The following is a 21,450-nucleotide window of genomic DNA, read 5'->3' as shown; positions in this document are numbered from 1 at the left end:
CAGGGCCGGTAGTTACTCAGTTGTTGTACAGATCAATGATCGCACTGACTGCCTGGGTCTTGACCTTGGAGGCATCGTTACGTGCCTGCTCGATCTTGTTCAGGTAAGCCTCGTCGACGTCGCCGGTGACGTAATGGCCATCGAACACCGCGCAATCGAACTTGTCGATCTTGATCTTGCCGCCACCGACCGCTTCGATCAAGTCAGGCAGATCCTGATAGATCAACCAGTCAGCACCGATCAGGTCGGCCACGTCCTGAGTCGAACGGTTGTGGGCGATCAGCTCGTGAGCGCTCGGCATGTCGATGCCGTAGACGTTCGGGTAACGCACGGCTGGTGCCGCCGAACAGAAATAGACGTTCTTGGCGCCGGCTTCGCGAGCCATCTGGATGATCTGCTTGCAGGTGGTGCCACGAACGATGGAGTCGTCCACCAGCATCACGTTCTTGCCGCGGAATTCCAGTTCGATGGCGTTGAGCTTCTGGCGTACGGATTTTTTCCGCGCAGCCTGACCCGGCATGATGAAGGTCCGACCGATGTAGCGGTTCTTCACGAAGCCTTCGCGGAACTTGACGCCCAAGTGGTTCGCCAGCTCCAGGGCCGCGGTGCGGCTGGTGTCCGGAATCGGGATGACCACGTCGATGTCGTGGTCCGGACGCTCGCGCAGGATTTTCTCGGCGAGCTTCTCACCCATGCGCAGGCGGGCTTTGTAAACCGAGACGCCGTCGATGATCGAGTCCGGACGCGCCAGGTAGACGTGTTCGAAGATGCATGGAGTCAGCGACGGGTTGGTCGCGCACTGACGGGTGTGCAGCTTGCCGTCTTCAGTGATGTAGACCGCTTCACCCGGAGCCAGGTCGCGAATCAGGGTGAAACCGAGCACGTCCAGGGAGACGCTTTCGGAGGCGATCATGTACTCGACGCCTTCGTCGGTGTGACGCTGACCGAAAACGATCGGGCGGATACCGTGTGGATCGCGGAAACCGACGATGCCGTAACCGGTCACCATCGCCACGACCGCGTAACCACCGACGCAACGGTTGTGCACGTCGGTGACGGCCGCGAACACGTCTTCTTCAGTCGGCTGCAACTTGCCACGCTGGGCCAGCTCGTGTGCGAACACGTTGAGCAGCACTTCCGAATCGGAGTTGGTGTTGACGTGGCGCAGGTCAGATTCGTAAATCTCCTTGGCCAATTGTTCAACGTTGGTCAGGTTACCGTTGTGCGCCAGGGTGATGCCGTACGGCGAGTTGACGTAAAACGGTTGAGCTTCGGCCGAGGTCGAGCTGCCCGCGGTCGGATAACGCACATGGCCAATGCCCATGTGGCCGACCAGGCGCTGCATGTGACGCTGATGGAACACGTCACGCACCAGGCCATTGTCCTTGCGCAGGAATAACCGGCCATCGTGGCTGGTCACGATACCGGCAGCGTCCTGGCCGCGGTGCTGGAGGACGGTTAGCGCGTCATACAGCGCCTGATTGACGTTCGACTTACCGACGATACCGACGATGCCACACATGCGACGCAACCCCTACTTAATGGATCTGAACTGAACACAACTCACTGAGGCGTTTTGGCCGTCGGCAAGAGGTGCTCCTTGAACGGAATATCAGCGGGTACGCTGATTCCGCTGGCAAGCCACTGACTGCTCCACCCGAGGATCAGGTTTTTGGACCAGTCTGCGACCAATAGAAATTTTGGCACGAGCTGTGACTCTTTCCACCACTCGTCCTGCTGTACCGGCCCCAGGCTCAACAGCCCGACCGCCACGACCACCAGCAACACGCCACGCGCCCCGCCGAAAGCCATGCCGAGGAATCGATCGGTCCCGGATAGCCCGGTGACGCGAACCAACTCGCCGATAAGATAATTGATCATTGCGCCTACGATTAAAGTGGCGACAAACATGATGGCACAGCCCGTGATCACACGAGCCGACGGCGTAGCAATATATCCGCCCAGGTACTCGGACAATGAACCACCGAACATCCAGGCAACGACTCCTGCGATGATCCAGGTCAGCAGCGAGAGTGCTTCCTTGACGAAGCCGCGGCTCAGACTGATCAAAGCGGAGATGGCGATGATTGCAACGATCGCCCAGTCAACCCAGGTAAATGGCACAGTGCAGCCTACAGACAGATGAGGCGGCGCATTTTAGCAGAGCCCATGGCTGTCGGTAAGCTGAGATTGTCAGTGCTTTTCAAATCGGGGTGATAGATTTAGCCGCGCTCAGGCTGGAAACGCACCACAAAACCCTTGAGGTTCTGCTGGCGACTCAACAAATCACGCAGACGATCGGCTTCCGCACGCTCGATCAGCGGCCCGACGAACACCCGATTTTTGCCATCGGAGGAACGGATATAGGCGTTATAGCCCTGGCTGCGCAGGGTTTTCTGCAGACTTTCAGCGCTCTCACGGCTCGCCAGGCTGGCCAGTTGCACCGACCAGCTGACCGACAGGCCATTGGCATCGACGCGACTTGGAGTAGCGACCGGCTTGGTCGGTGCAACCGCGATTGGCTGGGCAGGTGCAGGCACAGGCTTGGCAACTGGCGCTGCTGGCGGCGCGACTGGTTTGGCAGCCGGCGGCGCTGGCACTACGGGAGCCACTGGCGCAATCGGTGCCGACGGCGCTTGCTGCTCGGCAATTTCTTCGTCGCTTGGCACAGGCTCTTGCGGCAATGCCTGCGGTTCAGGCACCGCCACCGGCTCGATCTGCACTTGCGGTATCGAGGGGGCATGCGGTGCGGCAGGCGCGTCGACCCTTACCTGGCGCTGTTCGTCCTGACGGGAAAACAGCATCGGCAAGAAAATCACCGCCAGCGCCACCAGCACCAGGGCACCGACCATGCGCTGCTTGTACGCCTTATCCAGCAAAGCCATTTGCCGCTTCCTCCGTGGAGCGCCGGGCCAGCCACTCAAGGGCCTCGGCGACACAATAAAATGATCCGAACAACAGAATCTCGTCGTCGCTCGTTGCCTGCGCGCACTGCCCCTCCAGAGCCGCGGCCACGCTGTCATAGGACGTAACCGAGGCGCCAAGGTTCTGCAACGCTGCGTGCAACTGAGCTACCGGCCGTGCCCGCGGCGAATCCAGCGGCGCGACAGCCCAATGCTGGACACTAGCATTCAATTCACCGACAACACCATCCAGATCCTTGTCCGCCAACAACCCGAACACCGCCAGACGCTTGCCGGCCAGCGGTCGACCGGCCAGACGCCGAGCCAGATATTCTGCCGCGTGAGGGTTGTGCCCCACGTCCAGCAGCAGATTCAGACGCTTGCCCTGCCAGTCGAACTGCCGACGATCAAGACGACCGACGATCCGCGTCGCTTTCAACGCTTCAATAATCTGCGCATCCACCCAAGGCAAACCGAGCAGAAGGTAAGCCTGCAACGCCAGTGCAGCGTTTTCCATCGGCAGATCGAGCAATGGCAGATCGTGCAATTCGACCGCACGCCCTTGGGCATCAACGCCGCGCCATTGCCAGTTGTGATCGGTGATACCGAGGTCAAAATCGCGCCCACGCAGGAAAAACGGGCAATTGAGCTCGCGCGCTTTATCCAGCAGAGGTTGAGGAGGATTCAGATCGCCGCACAGTGCCGGCGCGCCCTGGCGGAAGATTCCGGCCTTTTCGAAGGCCACGGATTCGCGGGTATCACCCAGGTAATCCGCATGGTCGACACCAATGCTGGTGACCAGCGCGATATCGGCATCCACCACGTTGACCGTGTCCAGGCGCCCGCCCAGGCCGACTTCCAGCACCACCGCATCGAGACCGGCCTGTTGAAACAGCCAGAACGCCGCCAGGGTGCCCATTTCGAAGTAAGTCAGGGAGGTTTCGCCGCGACCCGCCTCGACCGCGGCAAAGGCTTCGCACAGCTGCGCGTCAGTGGCTTCGACACCATTGACCTGCACCCGCTCGTTGTAACGTAGCAGGTGCGGAGAATTGTAGACACCCACGTTCAGGCCCTGCGCCCGCAGCAATGAAGCCACGAATGCGCAGGTAGACCCTTTGCCGTTGGTGCCGGTGACCGTGATCACCCGAGGCGCCGGCTTGCCCAGCCCCATGCGGGACGCTACCTGTTGCGAACGCTCCAACCCCATGTCGATGGCCGAAGGATGCAACTGTTCAAGGTAGGCGAGCCACTCGCCAAGGGTACGCTCGATCATAGGTTCGCAGGTACCGGTGGGACCACGATCGGCTCGACTGGTGCGGCGACGAATTTAGGCGTCGGCTTGCCGGTCAGTTGTGCCAGCAGGTTGCCCAGACGCGGACGCAGCTCCTGACGAGGGATGATCATGTCGATCGCGCCGTGCTCCAGCAGGAACTCGCTGCGCTGGAAGCCTTCCGGCAGTTTTTCGCGAACGGTTTGTTCGATCACGCGCGGGCCGGCGAAACCGATCAGGGCTTTCGGCTCACCGACGATCACGTCGCCGAGCATCGCCAGACTGGCGGAAACACCGCCGTAGACCGGGTCGGTCAGCACCGAGATGAACGGAATACCTTCTTCGCGCAGACGTGCCAGCACCGCGGAGGTCTTGGCCATTTGCATCAGGGAGATCAGCGCTTCCTGCATCCGCGCACCGCCGGAAGCGGAGAAGCAGATCATCGGGCAACGGTTTTCCAGGGCGTAGTTGGCGGCGCGCACAAAGCGCTCACCGACGATGGCACCCATCGAGCCACCCATGAAGGAGAATTCGAAAGCCGACACCACGACCGGCATGCCCAGCAAGGTGCCGCTCATGGAGATCAGTGCGTCTTTTTCGCCGGTCTGCTTTTGCGCAGCGGTCAGGCGATCCTTGTACTTCTTGCCGTCACGGAATTTCAGACGGTCAACCGGCTCCAGGTCCGCGCCCAGTTCGGCACGGCCTTCAGCGTCGAGGAAGATGTCGATGCGCGCGCGTGCTCCGATACGCATGTGGTGGTTGCACTTGGGGCAAACGTCCAGGGTCTTTTCCAGCTCCGGACGATACAGCACCGCCTCGCAAGACGGGCATTTGTGCCACAGACCTTCAGGCACCGAGCTCTTCTTGACCTCGGAACGCATGATCGAAGGGATCAGTTTGTCTACTAACCAGTTGCTCATGCTTTCTTTCTCCAGTACCGGCGGCCCGAACGCTCTGGTTCGCAGCCCCGCGTATGCCCTTGAGCTAAATTCATATGTGTAGCGATGATCGATGGATTGCCGGGTCAGCGAAACGCTGACCTGCGTACAACCCAAAAATTCTCAGCCATGCCTGCTTTGTGCAGGTGCACCTCTTTTGTACAGAGCAGTGGACGGCGGCAGTCTGCCAGCCGTCACATCAACGACGTGCTACCGCGTACCGCTTTGATGAATGCCTGAATCTTTGCGTGATCCTTGATGCCCTTGCTCGCCTCTACCCCTCCGCTGACGTCCACCGCGTAAGGCCGAACCCGGGCGATCGCCTCGGCGACGTTATCTGGCGTCAAGCCACCCGCCAGGATGATCGGCTTGCTCAAGCCTTGCGGTATCAGTGACCAGTCGAAGGCTTCACCGGTTCCACCGGGAACACCTTCGACATAGGCGTCGAGCAAAATACCGCTGGCACTTGGGTATGCGTCACAAGCCGCCGCGATGTCATCACCGGCCTTGACCCGCAATGCCTTGATGTACGGTCGGTGCCAGCCTTCGCAATCAGCGGCGGTTTCGTCGCCATGGAACTGCAACAGGTCCAGTGGCACGGCGTCGAGGATTTCCCCCAACTCGCAACGGCTGGCGTTGACGAACAAACCCACGGTGGTCACGAACGGCGGCAAGGCCTTGATGATCGCCCTCGCCTGCTGGAACGTCACGGCCCGCGGGCTTTTGGCGTAGAACACAAATCCGATGGCATCGGCCCCGGCCTCGACCGCCGCCAACGCATCCTCTATGCGGGTAATCCCACAAATTTTGCTGCGAACGGCCGACATGTCGATAGAACCTCAGGCAATTGCGGGAAAGTCCCGGATGGTATCAAAAGCGTTCGAAGGCGTCAGCCGTCAAGTTCCGAGAAGCCGGTGAGGAAGTGTGGGCCGATGTAACGCTCGGGCAATTCGAACTCGTCGCGATACTCGACTTGCACCAGATACAGGCCAAACGGATGAGCCGTCACCCCACCGGAACGGCGAATGCGACTCTCCAGCACCTCTTTCATCCACTCCACCGGACGCTCGCCAGCACCGATAGTCATCAAGACGCCTGCGATGTTGCGCACCATGTGGTGCAGGAACGCGCTGGCACGGATATCCAGCACGATCATTTTGCCATGGCGGGTAACGCGCAGGTGATGCAGCTCCTTGATCGGCGACTTGGCCTGGCACTGGCCGGCGCGGAAAGCACTGAAGTCGTGGGTGCCGACCAGATACTGAGCGGCCTCGGACATGCGCTCGACGTCCAGCGGGCGGTGGTTCCAGGTGATTTCCTCGTTCAGGTGCGCCGGGCGGATCTGATCGTTGTAGATCACGTAGCGATAGCGCCGGGCGATGGCTTTGAACCGCGCATGGAAATGCGCCGGCATGACCTTGGCCCAGCTGACGCTGATGTCGTGCGGCAAGTTGATGTTGGCACCCATGACCCAGGCCTTCATCGAGCGCTCTACCTGGGTGTCGAAATGCACCACTTGGCCGCAAGCATGCACACCGGCGTCGGTGCGCCCGGCACAATGCAGCGACACGGGTGAGTCGGCGACTTTGGACAAGGCCTTTTCAAGAAGCTCCTGCACCGTGTCCACACCGGAGGCCTGACGTTGCCAGCCGCGATAACGCGAACCTTTGTATTCAACGCCCAACGCGATCCGGAAAAAGCCGTCGGCCGCCATTTCGGCGGCCGGATTATCTATATTTGCCAAGGGGTGACAGCCTGCTGATCTACGCAAAGGCAGGCATTATAAGGCCGTCGGACCGGGATGCCAGCGTAACTGTGACACGGCGTTGAATGTACCAACCCCATCGCACCCCCCAAACAAAACGGCAGCCTTGATGGGCTGCCGTTTTGTTTACGCCTTACCGACGATTCACGCCAGACGCGAGAGCATTTCCTTGGCTTCGCTCTTCTGCCCCGCATCGCCCTCGGTCATCACCTCATTGAGGATGTCCCGAGCGCCGTCATTGTCGCCCATGTCGATGTAGGCCTGGGCCAGGTCGAGTTTGGTGGCGACTTCGTCAGCGCCAGAGAGGAAATCGAGCTCGTCATCTGACGAGGCCAACGCATCTTCCTCGGTGAAGCTTGGCTCGCCGAGGCTCTGGGACAAACGATCCAGCTCGGCATTGACGTCGTTGAGTTCGTTTTCAAAGGCGTCAGGCTTATCCGGGGTGGCGTCCATTTCATCGGCCAGCGACAGATCGAAATCAGCCGGCAACTCCAGGTCGTCGAGCGGCGCCTCAGTCACCTTTGGCGCCTCAGTGACGGTCGGCGCTTCAGCAACAGGCAAGTCCTTGAGGTCGTCATCCAGGCTCAGCAGGAAGTCGTCTTCAGCCAAAGTCTCTGGGGAAGCATCGCCGCCCAGATCCATGTCCAGGTCGAAGTCCGACAGATCGTCGAGGCTTTCCTTGATTTCAGTCTGTTGTTGCAACACCGACTCAAAGCTCAGGTCGTCGTCCAGCGGAAACTCGTCCAGCTCAGCCAGAGACTCTGGTTCTGGTTCAGGCTGTGGTTGCGGTGCTGGCTCGACTGCAACCGCAGGCGTGATCGGAGTAGCCGCTTCCAGATCGTCGAGACTCAGATCGAAAGCACTGTCAAAGTCAGCCAATGCCGGTTCCGGGGCTTGCGGCTCGTCCAGCAGCAGGTCCTTGACGTACTGTGCGTCCAGCTCGGCGGCGACAGCTGCGGCGGCCAGACCACCCACCGCCGCGACCACCATGGCCGGGAAGCGGCTTTTCAGCTGTTCGACCCGGGCGAAGTTGTCGCCGTTGGCCACCAGTTGACGCTCCTGAGCGACGAACGCATCGCGATCGCCCTGCTGACCGTAGACTTCCATCAGCTTCAGGCGCAGGTCGCTGCGTTGCGGCTCTTGCTTGATAGCGTCTTCCAGCAACGCGGCAGCCTGATTCAGGCGACCGGCCGCGATGTGCGACTGAGCCTGGGCCAAGACGTCGTCAGAGCGTTCGGCGGCAGGCGCAACCAACGGTGCAGCGATCGGTGGCGTCACCACAACCGGGGCAATCACCGGGGCCGGTGCAGGTGCAGGCGTTGGTGCAGTCGCGAGTTTCACGCTTGGCGGCGGAACTTCCAGACCTTCGAAGCTGCTTTCCGGCAGGTCGAGGTCGGCGGAGAACGCTTGCTCCTCAGCCAAGGCACGGGCCATGCGCAGATGTTTTTCCGCTTCTTGCTGAGCTTTGCGGCGACGGGCCAGCAACAGCAGCAAGAGCAGCAGAACCACCGCACCGCCGCCCACCAGACCGAGCAGGATCGGGTTGGTCAGCAGTTCATTGAATTTCTGCTCGTCGGACGCCGCTGGCGTCGGCTCGACGGGCGGCGCCGGAACGGCTTCCGGTGCGCCAGCCTCCGGTGCCGGAGCTGTCGGAGCCACGTCCGCAGGCGTTGCCGCAGGATTGCCCGCCAGTTGGGCCGACATCACCGGAGCCGTCGCGGCAGCCGCCGGTGCGCCCGCATCGCCTTCGGCCTGCAGCTTGGCCAGCTGATTGTTCTTCAACTCGATCAGGCGTTGCAGCTTGTCCACCTGACTTTGCAGGTCGTTCATGCGGCTTTTCAGTTCAGCGTTGTCACGGCGAGCCGTGTCGAGGCTTTCCTGAGTCACGGCCAGCTTGCTGCTCAAGGCTTTCGCATCACCGGCGGCACCTTTGCCACGGCCCTTGCCGGTGTCGGCAGAGACCAGGCTCAGCTTGTCCGTGGCGACTTGCGACGAAGCGCCGTCACCGCGAGCACGCTTGGTGGCATCGAGTTGCTGCTGCCCGCTTCCGGGCTTCGCCACATAGCGGCGACCGTGGCGCCATGCAGAGTTCTGCGCCGCGACTTCAGCGATGGCCTTGGGTTGCGGCAGGCTGGCGCTTTGCACCTGATCCGGCAGACGCAGCACCTGGCCGGTTTTCAGCCGGTTGATGTTGCCGTCGATAAAGGCATCCGGGTTCAGCGCCTGGATGGCCAGCATGGTTTGCTGGATCGATCCACCGCTACGCGCCTTCGCGGCGATTTCCCATAGGGTATCGCGCGACGTGGTGGTGTATTGCGTCGATTTGGTCGCGCCGGTGACTGGCGCGGTCACCGCCTGGGCTGGCGCCGGTTGCGCGGCGGCATCGGCGGTTTGCGGCGAGAATTTGGACGGATCGAGCAGCACGCTGTAATCACGCAGCAAACGACCGCTTGGCCACATCACCTGAACCAGGAATTTCACCATCGGTTCGGACAGCGGTTTGCTGGAGGTGATGCGCAGGATGCTTTTGCCGCTGGCGTTAAGCACCGGCGTGAAAGTCAGGTCGTTGAGGAACGCCTGACGATCGACACCGGCCTTGGCGAAATCTTCGGGCGAGGCCAGGCTCGGCACCACTTCGGCAGCCGTGAGGTCCTTGACGTCGAGCAACTCGATTTCTGCTACCAGAGGCTGGTTCAGCGTCGATTTCAGGGTCAATTCCCCAAGCCCGAGGGCATGCGCCATACCGGAGGACAGCGCCGAGGCGGCCGCTATTGCTAACACCAGTTTGCGAACTTGAACCATAGCCTCATCCTTTGTTTGAACATTCCTCGGCCAGCGAGAAGGTGTTGATTGCCGCTGCCGTAAGGCGTTGCGCGCGACGGCGAAGGGTCGTCGCGCGCGATCGTTTCATTCATGCGACGAAAGCCCTGCGGGATGGCTCGCCTCAAGCATTCCAGCCAAACATGGTGTTCGGCTGGAACCACTAGAAAAAATTGTTGCCAAGTATCTTTTACAGCAGGTCTTTTATCAACAATTCAGCCACCTGCACAGCATTGAGCGCGGCGCCTTTGCGTACGTTATCTGACGTCAGCCACACGTTAAGTTCCGCCGGGTCGTCGATCCCGCTGCGAACCCGACCAACGTAAACCACGTCCTGCCCTACCGCATCGCCTACCGGAGTCGGGTAATCGCCCGCCTCGACCAGCTCGATACCGGGCGCCGCTTCCAGTGCCGCGTTGACTTTCGCCAGGTCGACAGCGCTCGATGACTGCAAGGTCACGCTATAGCTATCGCCAAAAAACACCGGGGCTTGAATGCAAGTGACGGAAATCTTTAATAAAGGCAGCGACAAGACCTGACGCAGCTCGCGCACCAGACGCTTTTCCAGCAACGTGTGGCCCTGAGCATCGGGCGCACCGACTTGCGCCAACAGGTTAAAAGCCATCTGCCGATCGAAGAAAGCCGGCTCCAGCGGACGCACGTTGAGCAGTTCGGCGGTTTGCCGGGCCAGCTCGCTGACCGCTTCGCGACCCTGGGCCGATACCGCCAGGCAAGCCGTCAGGCTGATGCGTTGCAGGTCGAGCAAGTCGAGCAGCGGCGCCAGCACCACCGCCAGCGCAGTCGCCGAAGGGCTTGGGCTGCTGACCTGGAAGGGCTTTTTCAGGCCGGCAAGAATTGCAGCATTGGCCTCGGGCACCACTTGCGGCGCCTGATCGGCCGGCAACGCGCCGGACAGGTCGATCAGCGAGCAACCGGCGGCCGCAGCGCGCGGGGCGAAACTGAGGGTCACCGCCGGGCCGGCGGCGAAGAACACCAACTGGACTTTGCTGAAGTCGAACTCATCGACTTCGCGCACCCGCACGTTCTTGCCGCGAAACGGCACCGAGTGTCCGGCCGATTCACTGCTCGCCAGCAGGTGCAGATTGCCGACCGGAAAGTCGCGCTCTTCGAGAATCTGGACGAGTGTTTCGCCGACAGTACCGGTGGCGCCGATCACGGCAATATCGAAGGACTGGCTCATGGTTCTACCTCTGGCGAAACGGGGGGAGCGGCACTTTACCGGGTGGTTGGCGGTGAGGCAATTCGCGCCATCGGTGGGCAAAAAAAACCCGCACCTTTTTCAAGGCACGGGTTCTGTCATTGCATCAATCGATCAACGCTCAAGCAGGATCCGCAGCATACGACGCAGCGGCTCGGCCGCGCCCCACAGCAGTTGGTCGCCGACGGTGAAGGCACCGACGAATTGCGAACCCATGTTCAGCTTGCGCAGACGACCGACCGGCACGTTCAGGGTGCCGGTGACTTTCGTCGGGCTCAGCTCCTGCATGCTGATTTCACGGTTGTTCGGCACCAGCTTGACCCAAGGGTTGTGCTGGCTGATCAGCCCTTCGATGTCGGCGATCGGCACGTCTTTGTTCAGCTTGATGGTCAGCGCCTGGCTATGGCAACGCATGGCGCCGATGCGCACGCAGATGCCGTCCACCGGGATCGGGCTCTTGAAGCGACCGAGGATCTTGTTGGTTTCGGCCTGGGCCTTCCACTCTTCACGGCTCTGGCCGTTCGGCAGTTCCTTGTCGATCCACGGGATCAGGCTGCCGGCCAGCGGTACGCCGAAGTTTTCGGTCGGGTACGCGTCGCTGCGCATGGCTTCGGCAACACGGCGGTCGATGTCGAGGATGGCGCTGGCCGGATCGGCCAGTTGATCGGCGACAGCGCCGTGAGTCACACCCATTTGCTTGATCAGCTCACGCATGTGCTGCGCGCCGCCACCGGAGGCCGCCTGATAGGTCATGGCGCTCATCCACTCCACCAGGCCGGCTTCGAACAGGCCGCCCAGGCCCATCAGCATCAGGCTGACGGTGCAGTTGCCGCCGATGTAGTTCTTGGTGCCCGCGTCGAGCTGCTGGTCGATGACCTTGCGGTTCACCGGGTCCAGCACGATCACCGCGTCATCCTGCATGCGCAGGCTGGAAGCGGCGTCGATCCAGTAACCCTGCCAGCCGGCTTCGCGCAGCTTCGGGAACACTTCGCTGGTGTAGTCGCCACCCTGGCAGGTCAGAATCACGTCGAGGGTTTTCAGCTCTTCAATGCTGTAAGCGTCCTTGAGCGGAGCAATGTCCTTGCCCACGGACGGGCCTTGGCCACCGACATTGGAAGTGGTGAAAAACACCGGCTCGATAAGATCGAAATCCTGCTCTTCCAGCATCCGCTGCATGAGCACGGAACCGACCATGCCGCGCCAACCGATCAGACCTACACGTTTCATCGCAACTACACCTTCTTGAAAAGTGGGCCGCTGCTTTCAAGGTTGAAAATTGCAGCGGGCCAGAGAGATTACAGATTCCGCAGCGCGGCGACTACTGCGTCGCCCATTTCCTGCGTACCGACCTTGGTGCAACCAGCCGACCAGATGTCGCCCGTACGCAGGCCCTGATCCAAAACCAGGCTCACGGCCTTCTCGATGGCATCGGCCGCATCCTGCAGATTGAAGCTGTAACGCAGCATCATCGACACCGACAAAATGGTCGCCAACGGGTTGGCTATGCCCTTGCCAGCGATGTCCGGCGCCGAACCGTGGCACGGCTCGTACATGCCTTTGTTGTTGGCATCCAGCGACGCCGACGGCAGCATGCCGATGGAACCGGTGAGCATCGACGCTTCGTCGGAAAGAATGTCGCCGAACAGGTTGTCGGTGACGATCACGTCGAACTGTTTCGGTGCACGCACCAGTTGCATGGCGGCGTTGTCGACGTACATGTGGCTCAGTTCGACGTCCGGGTAGTCCTTGGCCACTTGCTCGACGATTTCACGCCACAGCTGGCTGGAGGCCAGCACGTTGGCCTTGTCCACCGAGCACAGCTTCTTGCCGCGTACGCGGGCCATGTCGAAACCGACACGGGCGATACGGCGGATTTCAGTTTCGCTGTATGGCAGCGTGTCGTAGGCCTGACGCTCGCCGCTCTCCAGTTCGCGCACGCCACGTGGCGCACCGAAGTAGATACCGCCGGTCAGTTCACGGACGATCAGGATGTCCAGGCCGGCAACGATTTCTGCCTTCAGGCTGGAAGCCTCGGCCAGTTGCGGGTACAAGATCGCCGGACGCAGGTTGCCGAACAGGCCCAGTTGCGCACGGATTTTCAGCAGACCGCGCTCAGGGCGGATGTCACGCTCGATGGTGTCCCATTTAGGGCCGCCCACGGCGCCCAGCAGCACAGCATCGGCTGCGCGTGCACGGGCCAGGGTTTCATCGGCCAGCGGCACGCCGTGCTTGTCGATGGCGGCGCCACCGATCACGTCATGGCTCAGTTCGAAGCCCAGGCTGTACTTGTCGTTCGCCAGCTCCAGCACCTTGACCGCTTCGGCCATGATTTCCGGGCCAATACCGTCGCCTGGGAGAATCAGAATCTGCTTGCTCATGCTTTCCTCATGTCATCAGTCGGCGCACTCGCGAGTGCGCCCGGAAAAATTCTATCGTTCAGCCATCAGCACCAGCACATCGGTGCTGAACGAACCATCGGCTTCAATCTCAAAATATTCGCGCACTTCGTTGCCCATCGATTGCTGCAACTCGAGGATCGCCGCGCGCATCACCTGCGGCGTGCGCATGCGCTCGACCCAGGAGGTGTACTCCAGGCGCAACCGTTGACGCGTGGTGCTGCGGGTATGCAACCCCGCTTCGCTGACCTGACGCAACCACTCGCCCGCAGAATAATCGCGCACATGGCTGGTGTCGCGCAGCACTTCGACGCTTTGCAGGTAAGTGTCGAACAACGGGCTGCCCGGCGACAACACATCGATGAACGCCGCCACCCCGCCCGGTTTCAGCACCCGGCGAACTTCGCGCAGGGCCACACCGAGGTCGCTCCAATGGTGCGCCGAATAGCGACTGAAGACGAAGTCGAACTCGCCATCGGCGAACGGCAGACGCTCGGCGGCGCCGTTGACCGTGGTCACATTGCTCAAACCCCGGTCGACAGCGGCGGCGGCGACCACATCGAGCATCTGCTGGGACAGGTCGTAAGCGACGACTTCCTTGACCAGCGAGGCCACATGAAAACTCACATGACCGGCGCCGCAACCCAGGTCCAGTACCCGGGCATCGCCCTGCCCCGCCAGTTCAGCCTGTAGCAGCGCGAACTCGGTGCCTTGAGCGTGTACGGCGCTGCTCAGATAGGCCGAGGCCTGTTCACCGAATTGCTTTTGGACTACCTGGCTGTGCTGGGCGGTGCTGGTCATCGGGACTTCCTTTTTAGGTTTAACCTTGCGCTGTCTGGACCTGCCCGCGAAGAGGCCGGCCCTGATTACATCGATTCCAGATCAATCTCAGGCGTCGCGAAACAACCATGGCTGGCTCGCGCGGTGCTTGGCTTCAAACGTGGCAATCGCCTCGTGATCCTGCAAAGTCAGGCCGATATCGTCCAGGCCATTGAGCAGGCAGTGCTTACGGAAGGCATCGATCTCGAAACTCAGCACTTTGCCGTCCGGACGGGTCACGGTCTGGGCCTGCAAATCGATCTGCAACTGGTAGCCCGGGTTCGCTTCAACCTGCTTGAACAGCTCATCGACTTCAGCGTCGCTCAGGATGATCGGCAGCAAGCCGTTCTTGAAGCTGTTGTTGAAGAAGATGTCGGCGTAGCTCGGCGCGATGATGCTGCGAAAACCGTACTCTTCCAGCGCCCACGGCGCGTGCTCGCGGCTGGAGCCGCAACCGAAGTTCTCGCGGGCCAGCAACACGCTGGCGCCTTGATAACGCTCGGCGTTGAGGACGAAGTCCTTGTTCAGCGGGCGCTTGGAGTTGTCCTGATACGGCTGGCCAACGTCCAGATAACGCCATTCATCGAACAGGTTCGGACCGAAACCGGTGCGTTTGATCGACTTCAAGAACTGCTTCGGGATGATCTGGTCGGTGTCGACGTTGGCACGATCCAAAGGCGCGACAAGACCAGTGTGCTGGGTAAAAGCTTTCATGCTGCGCTCCTTTAGATCAATTCACGGACGTCGACGAAACGACCGTTCACAGCGGCGGCGGCGGCCATGGCCGGGCTGACGAGGTGGGTACGGCCACCGGCGCCCTGACGGCCTTCGAAGTTACGGTTGGAGGTCGACGCGCAATGCTCGCCCGATTCCAAACGGTCCGGGTTCATCGCCAGGCACATCGAGCAGCCAGGCTCACGCCATTCAAAACCGGCCTCGATAAAAATCTTGTCCAGGCCTTCGGATTCAGCCTGAGCCTTCACCAGCCCCGAACCCGGCACCACGATGGCTTGCTTGATGGTCGAAGCCACTTTGCGGCCCTTGGCGATCACCGCGGCGGCGCGCAGGTCTTCGATCCGCGAGTTGGTGCAGGAACCGATGAATACGCGGTCCAGCTGGATGTCGGTGATCGCCTGATTGGCGGTCAAACCCATGTATTTCAAGGCGCGTTCGATGGAATCGCGCTTGACCAGGTCCATTTCCTTGGCCGGATCCGGCACGTTCTGGTCCACGGCCAACACCATCTCAGGCGAGGTGCCCCAGCTGACTTGCGGCTTGATCTGAGAGGCATCGAGCTCGACGACGGTGTCGAACTTGGCATCGGCGTCGGAGACCAGGTCTTTCCAGGCTTCGACGGCCAAATCCCATTCCGCGCCCTTCGGAGCAAATGGACGGCCCTTGACGTAAGCCACGGTTTTTTCGTCGGCGGCCACCAGGCCAACACGGGCACCGGCTTCGATGGACATGTTGCAGATGGTCATGCGGCCTTCAACGGACAAGTCGCGAATCGCGCTACCGGCGAATTCGATGGCGTGGCCATTACCACCGGCGGTGCCGATCTTGCCGATGACGGCGAGGACGATGTCCTTGGCAGTCACGCCGAAAGGCAATTTGCCCTCGACCAACACCAGCATGTTCTTCATTTTCTTGGCGACCAGGCACTGAGTGGCGAGCACGTGCTCGACCTCGGAAGTGCCAATACCGTGAGCCAGGGCACCGAATGCGCCGTGGGTCGAGGTGTGGGAGTCGCCGCAGACCACGGTCATGCCCGGCAAGGTCGCGCCCTGCTCCGGGCCGATGACGTGGACGATGCCTTGGCGGACGTCATTCATCTTGAATTCGACGATGCCGTATTCGTCACAGTTATCGTCGAGGGTCTGAACCTGCAAACGCGAGACCTGGTCGACGATCGCTTCGATGCCGCCCTTGCGCTCCGGGGTGGTCGGTACGTTGTGGTCCGGGGTCGCGATGTTGGCATCGATGCGCCAAGGCTTGCGCCCGGCCAGACGCAGGCCTTCGAAGGCTTGCGGCGAGGTCACTTCGTGGATGATGTGACGATCGATGTAGATCAGCGCAGAGCCATCGTCGCGCTGCTTGACCAAATGCGAATCCCAGAGCTTGTCGTAGAGCGTTTTGCCGGCCATCAGACGGTTTCCTCATCAGCTTGTTTCTATGCCCCGGATCTTGAGTAATTCAATAACCCCTTGGCTTGTGAGGTCGATCCTAGGGGGTTACATTAAATAACTCAAATTCATATTTTTTATGCTTTGCATAACCAACTGGAATGCCACTGAGACCTCATTATGGACCTCGCCAACCTCAACGCTTTTATCGCGATTGCCGAGACTGGAAGCTTCTCCGGCGCCGGCGAACGGCTGCACCTGACGCAACCGGCCATCAGCAAGCGCATCGCCGGGCTGGAGCAGCAATTGAAGGTGCGACTGTTCGATCGACTGGGCCGGGAAGTCGGCCTGACCGAAGCCGGCCGCGCCCTGCTGCCACGGGCCTATCAGATCCTCAATGTACTGGATGACACCCGCCGCGCCCTGACCAACCTGACTGGCGAAGTGACCGGTCGTCTGACATTGGCCACCAGCCATCACATCGGCCTGCATCGCTTGCCGCCCTTATTAAGGGAGTTCACCCGACGTTACCCGCAAGTGGCGCTGGATATTCAGTTCCTCGATTCGGAAGTGGCCTACGAAGAAATCCTCCATGGCCGTGCTGAACTGGCAGTCATCACCCTTGCACCGGAACCTCACACATTGGTCAAGGCCACGCCCGTGTGGGACGACCCGCTGGATTTCGTGGCCGCCCCGGAGCATCCGCTGATCAGCAATGGTGCGGTCAGCCTGGCGGACATTGCCCTGCACCCCGCAGTTTTCCCCGGCGGCAACACCTTTACCCACCACATCGTGCAACGCCTGTTCGAGGCCCAGGGCCTGACGCCGAACATCGCCATGAGCACCAATTATCTGGAAACCATCAAGATGATGGTCTCGATCGGCCTGGCCTGGAGCGTTTTGCCGCGCACCATGCTGGATGAACAAGTGGCGCGCATACCTTTGCCGGGCATACAACTCACTCGCCAGCTAGGCTATATCCTGCACACCGAACGGACGCTGTCGAACGCGGCAAAGGCCTTCATGGCTTTGCTGGATGCACAAATCGATCAGCCAGGGACTCGCGGCTAAGCTGTGCTTCTTCTTTTGTGCTACGCCTATAGAGCCCCAAAACCCTGTGCCTAACGCCCAATTCAGCCCAAGGCCTGTCATCCATGCCCAAATCTGTTGAACGTATGCCGCCAATGCCGCGAATTCAGGCAATTGACCCAAAACGGTCCGAGCAGAGCTGGGAAAGCGCCCCACAGTTGCTCGCGGCCCTCAATGGTGCCCGACTGGGCGCCTGGTATTGGGACATCGAGCGCGGGCAGATCAGCTGGTCACGGGGCACTCAGGCGTTGTTCGGCTTCGATCCCCGGCAACCGTTGCCCGAGGATCTGGAATACCTCGACCTGCTGCCCCAGGAGGATCGGGCGAAAGCCATCCGCGCCTTCAATGCAGTGATCGCCGGCGCTCCGCTGGAGCAGGCCATGCACCACCGCATCCGCTGGCCCGACGGCAGCCTGCACTGGCTGGAAATCAACGGCAGCCTGCTACCGGACAAAAACGGCCGGCCACGAATGATCGGGGTCATCCGTGAAATCACCCACCAGCGCCAGCGTGAACAAGCGCTGAGCAGCTCGGAAAAACGCTTTGCCACGCTGTTTCACCTATGCCCGAACATGGTGCTGCTGACCCGTCAGGAAGACGGCCTGATCAGTGAAGCCAACCAGTATTTCGAAAGCCTGTTCGGCTGGCCGGTGCAAGACGCAATCGGCCGAACCACGCTGGAACTGGGCCTTTGGGTCAACCCGGAGCAACGGGCGGAACTGGTCAAGGCCACCAAGGCCAAAGGTGAGCTGATCAACATGGAGGTGCAATTTCGCGCCAGCAACGGGCAGGTTCACGACGGCATTCTCAGCGCGCAAAAGGTCGAGCTCGAAGGCCAGCCCTATCTGCTGAGCACATTCCTTGACACCACCGAACGCAAAATCGCCGAGCACGCCCTCAAAGACAGCCAGGAACGCCTCGACTTGGCCCTGGATTCGGCGCAACTCGGCACCTGGGACTGGCACATCCCCAGCGGCATGCTTTACGGTTCGGCGCGGGCCGCCCAGCTGCACGGGCTGGAGCCCAAACCCTTCCATGAATCCTTCGATGCGTTTTTCGAAGGTGTACCCGGCGAAGAACGCGACACCATGCGCGACGCTTACCGCAGCTTACGCGAAGGCCCGGCCGGCAATTATCAACTGACCTACCGCGTGCAGCTGCCGGACGGCAGTTCGCGCTACCTGGAAAGCCGCGCCAGACTCTACCGCGATGATGACGGCAATCCCCTGCGCATGGCCGGCACGCTGCTGGACATCACCGAGCAAGTGGAGCGCGAACAGCAACTGATAGCGTCGGAAGAGAAATTCGCCACGTTGTTCCAGGTCAGCCCGGACCCGATCTGCGTCACGCGCCAGGACACCGGCCACTTCATCGAGATCAACTCCAGCTTCACCCAGACGTTCGGCTGGAGCACCACCGACGTCATCGGCCGCACCGCCGACGAAATCGGTCTGTGGGACGCTTCAGCGAAAAGCCTGCAAAGGATCGAGCGGGTCATCCGCGAGCAGGGCCTGAACAATGTGGCGATCATCGTTCAGCACAAGGATGGGCAGTCCCTGACTTGCGTGATCTCCAGCCGCCAGATCAGCGTCGGCGACCAGCCGTGCATCGTCACCACCCTGCGCGACATCACTCAGCAGCAACGCTCGGAAGCAGCGCTCAAGGCCAGCGAGGAGAAGTTCGCCAAGGCTTTCCACTCAAGCCCCGACGCCATCACCATTACCGAGCGCGACACCGGACGCTATCTGGAGGTGAACGACGGCTTCTGCCGCCTGACCGGCTACCGTGCCGATGAAGTGGTGGGTCGCACGGTGTATCAGGTCGGCATCTGGGCCGAAGAGAAACAACGCTCGGCGTTGCTGGCCGAACTACAGATCAAGGGCCGGGTTCACCACCTGGAAATGCTCGGGCGCAACAAGCGCGGCGAGTTGCTGACCGTCGAAGTCTCGGTGGAACCGATCACCCTCAACGAAACCGCCTGCCTGCTGCTGACCGCCCGGGACGTCAGCCTGCTGAAAAATGCCGAAGCGCAGATCCGTCACCTGGCCTACCACGACCCGCTGACCAACCTGCCGAACCGCGCGCTGTTGATGGACCGCCTGGGCCAGCAGATCGCCCTGCTCAAGCGCCACAACTTGCGTGGCGCCCTGATGTTCCTCGACCTCGACCACTTCAAGCACATCAACGACTCCCTCGGCCACCCGGTGGGCGATACGGTGCTGAAAATCATCACCGCGCGCCTTGAAGCCAGCGTACGCATGGAAGACACCGTCGCACGCCTGGGCGGCGATGAGTTCGTGGTGCTGCTCAGTGGCCTGGAAGGCTCGCGCAGCGACGTCAGCGCTCAAGTCCGGGAACTGGCGGATACCTTGCGCGAATTGCTGTCCGAACCGATGTTCCTCGATGGACAGCGCCTGCAAGTGACGCCGAGCATCGGCATCGCGCTGATCCCCGACCACGGCTCGACCCCGACCGACCTGCTCAAGCGCGCCGATATCGCCCTCTATCGCGCCAAGGACTCGGGCCGCAACACCACGCAGATGTATCACAACACCATGCAGAAGGCCGCCAGCGAACGCCTGCGCATGGAGACCGACCTGCGCCTGGCCCTTTCCCGGGGTGAATTCAGCGTGCAATACCAGCCTCAGGTGGACGCCCGCAACAACCGCATTACCGGCGCCGAAGCCCTGGTGCGCTGGCACCATCCGCAACTGGGCGCGCAATCGCCGACCGAGTTCATCAAGGTGCTGGAAGACAGCGGACTGATTCTGGAAGTCGGCACATGGATCCTCGACGAAGCCTGTGCGGCCTTCAAAAGCCTGATCGCCAAAGGCCTGATCGACCCGCTCAATTTCAGCCTGTGCGTGAATATCAGCCCGCGGCAATTCCGTCAGAACGACTTCGTCGAACGCATCGAGCACAGCCTCGGCAGCCACGACCTGCCCTGCTCGTTACTGAAACTGGAAATCACCGAAGGCATCGTCATCCAGAACCTGGACGACACCATCAGCAAAATGCGACGCCTGAAAAAACTCGGCGTGAGCTTTGCCATGGACGATTTCGGTACCGGTTACTCCTCGCTGACCTACCTCAAGCGCCTGCCGGTCGACACCCTGAAAATCGACCAGTCGTTCATCCGCGACGCCACCACCGACCCCAACGATGCCGAAATCATTCGCGCCATCGTCGCCATGGCCCGCAGCCTGGAGCTGGAAGTGATTGCCGAAGGGGTGGAAACCGAGGAGCAACTGGAGTTCTTGCAAGGGCTGGGCTGCCATTTGTATCAGGGGTATTTGCACAGCAGGCCGTTGCTGGTGGAGGAGTTTCAGAAACTGCTCAAATAGACCCGTAGCAGCTCCGCATTCGACTGTAGCAGCTGTCGAGCCTGCGAGGCTGCGTTCGGCTGCGAAGCAGTCGTAATCCAGTCAATACCATTTACCTGAAAGAACGCGGTGGCAGGTTTTGCGACTGCTACGCAGCCGAACGCAGCCTCGCGGGCTCGGCAGCTGCTACAAATAGGTGTAAATCTTATTCAGGACGGGATAACGGACAAAAAAGGGCGCCAGTGGATGGCGCCCTTCTCATTTGCTCTGACCGATTAGTGTTGCAGAGCCGGTTTTTCCGCCCCGTTGATCGGGATGCGTTTGGCTTTCGCTTCTTCCGGGATCACACGCAGCAGGTCGATACTCAACAAACCGTTGCGCAGTTCGGCGGCCTTGATTTCGATGTGGTCCGCCAGACGGAACGACAGTTTGAAGGCGCGCTGTGCGATGCCCTGGTACAGGTAAGTGACGTTTTCGTCCGCGTCACGTTTGCCGCCACTGATGGTCAGTACACCTTTTTCTACTTGCAGGTCCAGGTCGTCTTCCTGGAAACCGGCGGCCGCTACAACAATGCGGTATTGATCATCACCGTATTTTTCAACGTTGTAGGGTGGATAGGTGCTGCCTGGCTCATTGCGCAGGGCGGTTTCGAACAGGTCGTTGAAACGGTCGAAACCTACCGAGGAACGGAACAGTGGGGCCAAGGAAAATGCAGTACTCATGATTCAAATCTCCTGAACATAATCAGCAAGTTTTTTTGTCTCCGCGACCCGAATTCGGCATCG

The 21,450-nt window shown here is 60.7% G+C and carries 17 protein-coding genes; 2 read left to right on the top strand and 15 right to left on the bottom strand.

All coding sequences use genetic code 11. The annotated features are described in order from the left end of the window. Positions 1–16: 16 nt before the first annotated feature. From purF to leuC, 14 genes are all read right to left on the bottom strand, one after another. Positions 17–1,522: an amidophosphoribosyltransferase gene (gene purF, locus PSH69_RS11000; RefSeq protein ID WP_018928088.1), complete on the bottom strand. Its 1,506-nt coding sequence runs from the start codon at positions 1,520–1,522 to the stop codon at positions 17–19. A gap of 41 nt (positions 1,523–1,563) precedes the next feature. Then, entirely contained in the window at positions 1,564–2,124 is a 561-nt protein-coding gene (locus PSH69_RS10995) for a CvpA family protein (protein WP_018928089.1), read from the bottom strand. A gap of 98 nt (positions 2,125–2,222) precedes the next feature. Further along, on the bottom strand, positions 2,223–2,885 hold the full coding sequence (locus PSH69_RS10990) for an SPOR domain-containing protein (protein WP_305411998.1): 663 nt from the start codon (positions 2,883–2,885) through the stop codon (positions 2,223–2,225). Beyond that, entirely contained in the window at positions 2,869–4,176 is a 1,308-nt protein-coding gene (gene folC / locus PSH69_RS10985) for a bifunctional tetrahydrofolate synthase/dihydrofolate synthase (RefSeq protein ID WP_305411997.1), read from the bottom strand. Before folC ends, PSH69_RS10990 begins: the two co-directional genes overlap by 17 nt. After that, the gene (gene accD / locus PSH69_RS10980; RefSeq protein ID WP_007935172.1) at positions 4,173–5,093 is read right to left on the bottom strand and encodes an acetyl-CoA carboxylase, carboxyltransferase subunit beta; all 921 of its coding nucleotides are present in this window, start codon (positions 5,091–5,093) and stop codon (positions 4,173–4,175) included. The genes folC and accD overlap by 4 nt, the downstream gene beginning before the upstream one ends. Positions 5,094–5,305: 212 nt before the next feature. After that, positions 5,306–5,938, bottom strand: a complete 633-nt coding sequence (locus PSH69_RS10975) for a phosphoribosylanthranilate isomerase (RefSeq protein WP_018928092.1) — start codon at positions 5,936–5,938, stop codon at positions 5,306–5,308. 62 nt (positions 5,939–6,000) lie between these two features. Further along, entirely contained in the window at positions 6,001–6,825 is an 825-nt protein-coding gene (gene truA / locus PSH69_RS10970) for a tRNA pseudouridine(38-40) synthase TruA (RefSeq protein ID WP_018928093.1), read from the bottom strand. A 195-nt stretch (positions 6,826–7,020) separates the two neighbouring features. Then, on the bottom strand, positions 7,021–9,678 hold the full coding sequence (locus PSH69_RS10965) for a FimV/HubP family polar landmark protein (protein WP_305411996.1): 2,658 nt from the start codon (positions 9,676–9,678) through the stop codon (positions 7,021–7,023). Between the two features lie 208 nt (positions 9,679–9,886). Then, positions 9,887–10,897: an aspartate-semialdehyde dehydrogenase gene (locus tag PSH69_RS10960; RefSeq protein WP_305411995.1), complete on the bottom strand. Its 1,011-nt coding sequence runs from the start codon at positions 10,895–10,897 to the stop codon at positions 9,887–9,889. 132 nt (positions 10,898–11,029) lie between these two features. After that, positions 11,030–12,142, bottom strand: a complete 1,113-nt coding sequence (gene asd, locus PSH69_RS10955) for an aspartate-semialdehyde dehydrogenase (RefSeq protein ID WP_007935182.1) — start codon at positions 12,140–12,142, stop codon at positions 11,030–11,032. 68 nt (positions 12,143–12,210) lie between these two features. Further along, positions 12,211–13,293 carry a 3-isopropylmalate dehydrogenase gene (leuB, locus tag PSH69_RS10950; protein WP_064616990.1) on the bottom strand — a complete coding sequence of 361 codons (1,083 nt, stop codon included), beginning with the start codon at positions 13,291–13,293 and terminating at the stop codon, positions 12,211–12,213. A 51-nt stretch (positions 13,294–13,344) separates the two neighbouring features. Beyond that, positions 13,345–14,112: a class I SAM-dependent methyltransferase gene (locus PSH69_RS10945; RefSeq protein ID WP_007935188.1), complete on the bottom strand. Its 768-nt coding sequence runs from the start codon at positions 14,110–14,112 to the stop codon at positions 13,345–13,347. Between the two features lie 87 nt (positions 14,113–14,199). After that, complete coding sequence (leuD, locus tag PSH69_RS10940; RefSeq protein WP_018928097.1) at positions 14,200–14,844, bottom strand: 3-isopropylmalate dehydratase small subunit; 645 nt, start codon at positions 14,842–14,844, stop codon at positions 14,200–14,202. An 11-nt stretch (positions 14,845–14,855) separates the two neighbouring features. After that, positions 14,856–16,274: a 3-isopropylmalate dehydratase large subunit gene (gene leuC / locus PSH69_RS10935; protein ID WP_258673278.1), complete on the bottom strand. Its 1,419-nt coding sequence runs from the start codon at positions 16,272–16,274 to the stop codon at positions 14,856–14,858. Between the two features lie 159 nt (positions 16,275–16,433). Here leuC and PSH69_RS10930 point away from each other — a divergent pair, with 159 nt between their 5' ends. Continuing rightward, a complete protein-coding gene (locus tag PSH69_RS10930; protein WP_018928099.1) occupies positions 16,434–17,324 on the top strand; it encodes a LysR family transcriptional regulator in 891 nt (296 codons plus the stop codon). A gap of 83 nt (positions 17,325–17,407) precedes the next feature. Next, positions 17,408–20,686, top strand: coding sequence for an EAL domain-containing protein (locus tag PSH69_RS10925; RefSeq protein ID WP_305411994.1), 3,279 nt, complete (start codon positions 17,408–17,410; stop codon positions 20,684–20,686). Between the two features lie 254 nt (positions 20,687–20,940). Here PSH69_RS10925 and PSH69_RS10920 read toward each other — a convergent pair whose 3' ends face one another. Then, entirely contained in the window at positions 20,941–21,387 is a 447-nt protein-coding gene (locus tag PSH69_RS10920) for an Hsp20 family protein (protein WP_019582116.1), read from the bottom strand. Positions 21,388–21,450 lie beyond the last annotated feature (63 nt).

The organism is Pseudomonas sp. FP1740 (assembly GCF_030687165.1).
GTDB lineage: Bacteria > Pseudomonadota > Gammaproteobacteria > Pseudomonadales > Pseudomonadaceae > Aquipseudomonas.
This window is presented reverse-complemented; position numbering and strand designations above follow the sequence as displayed.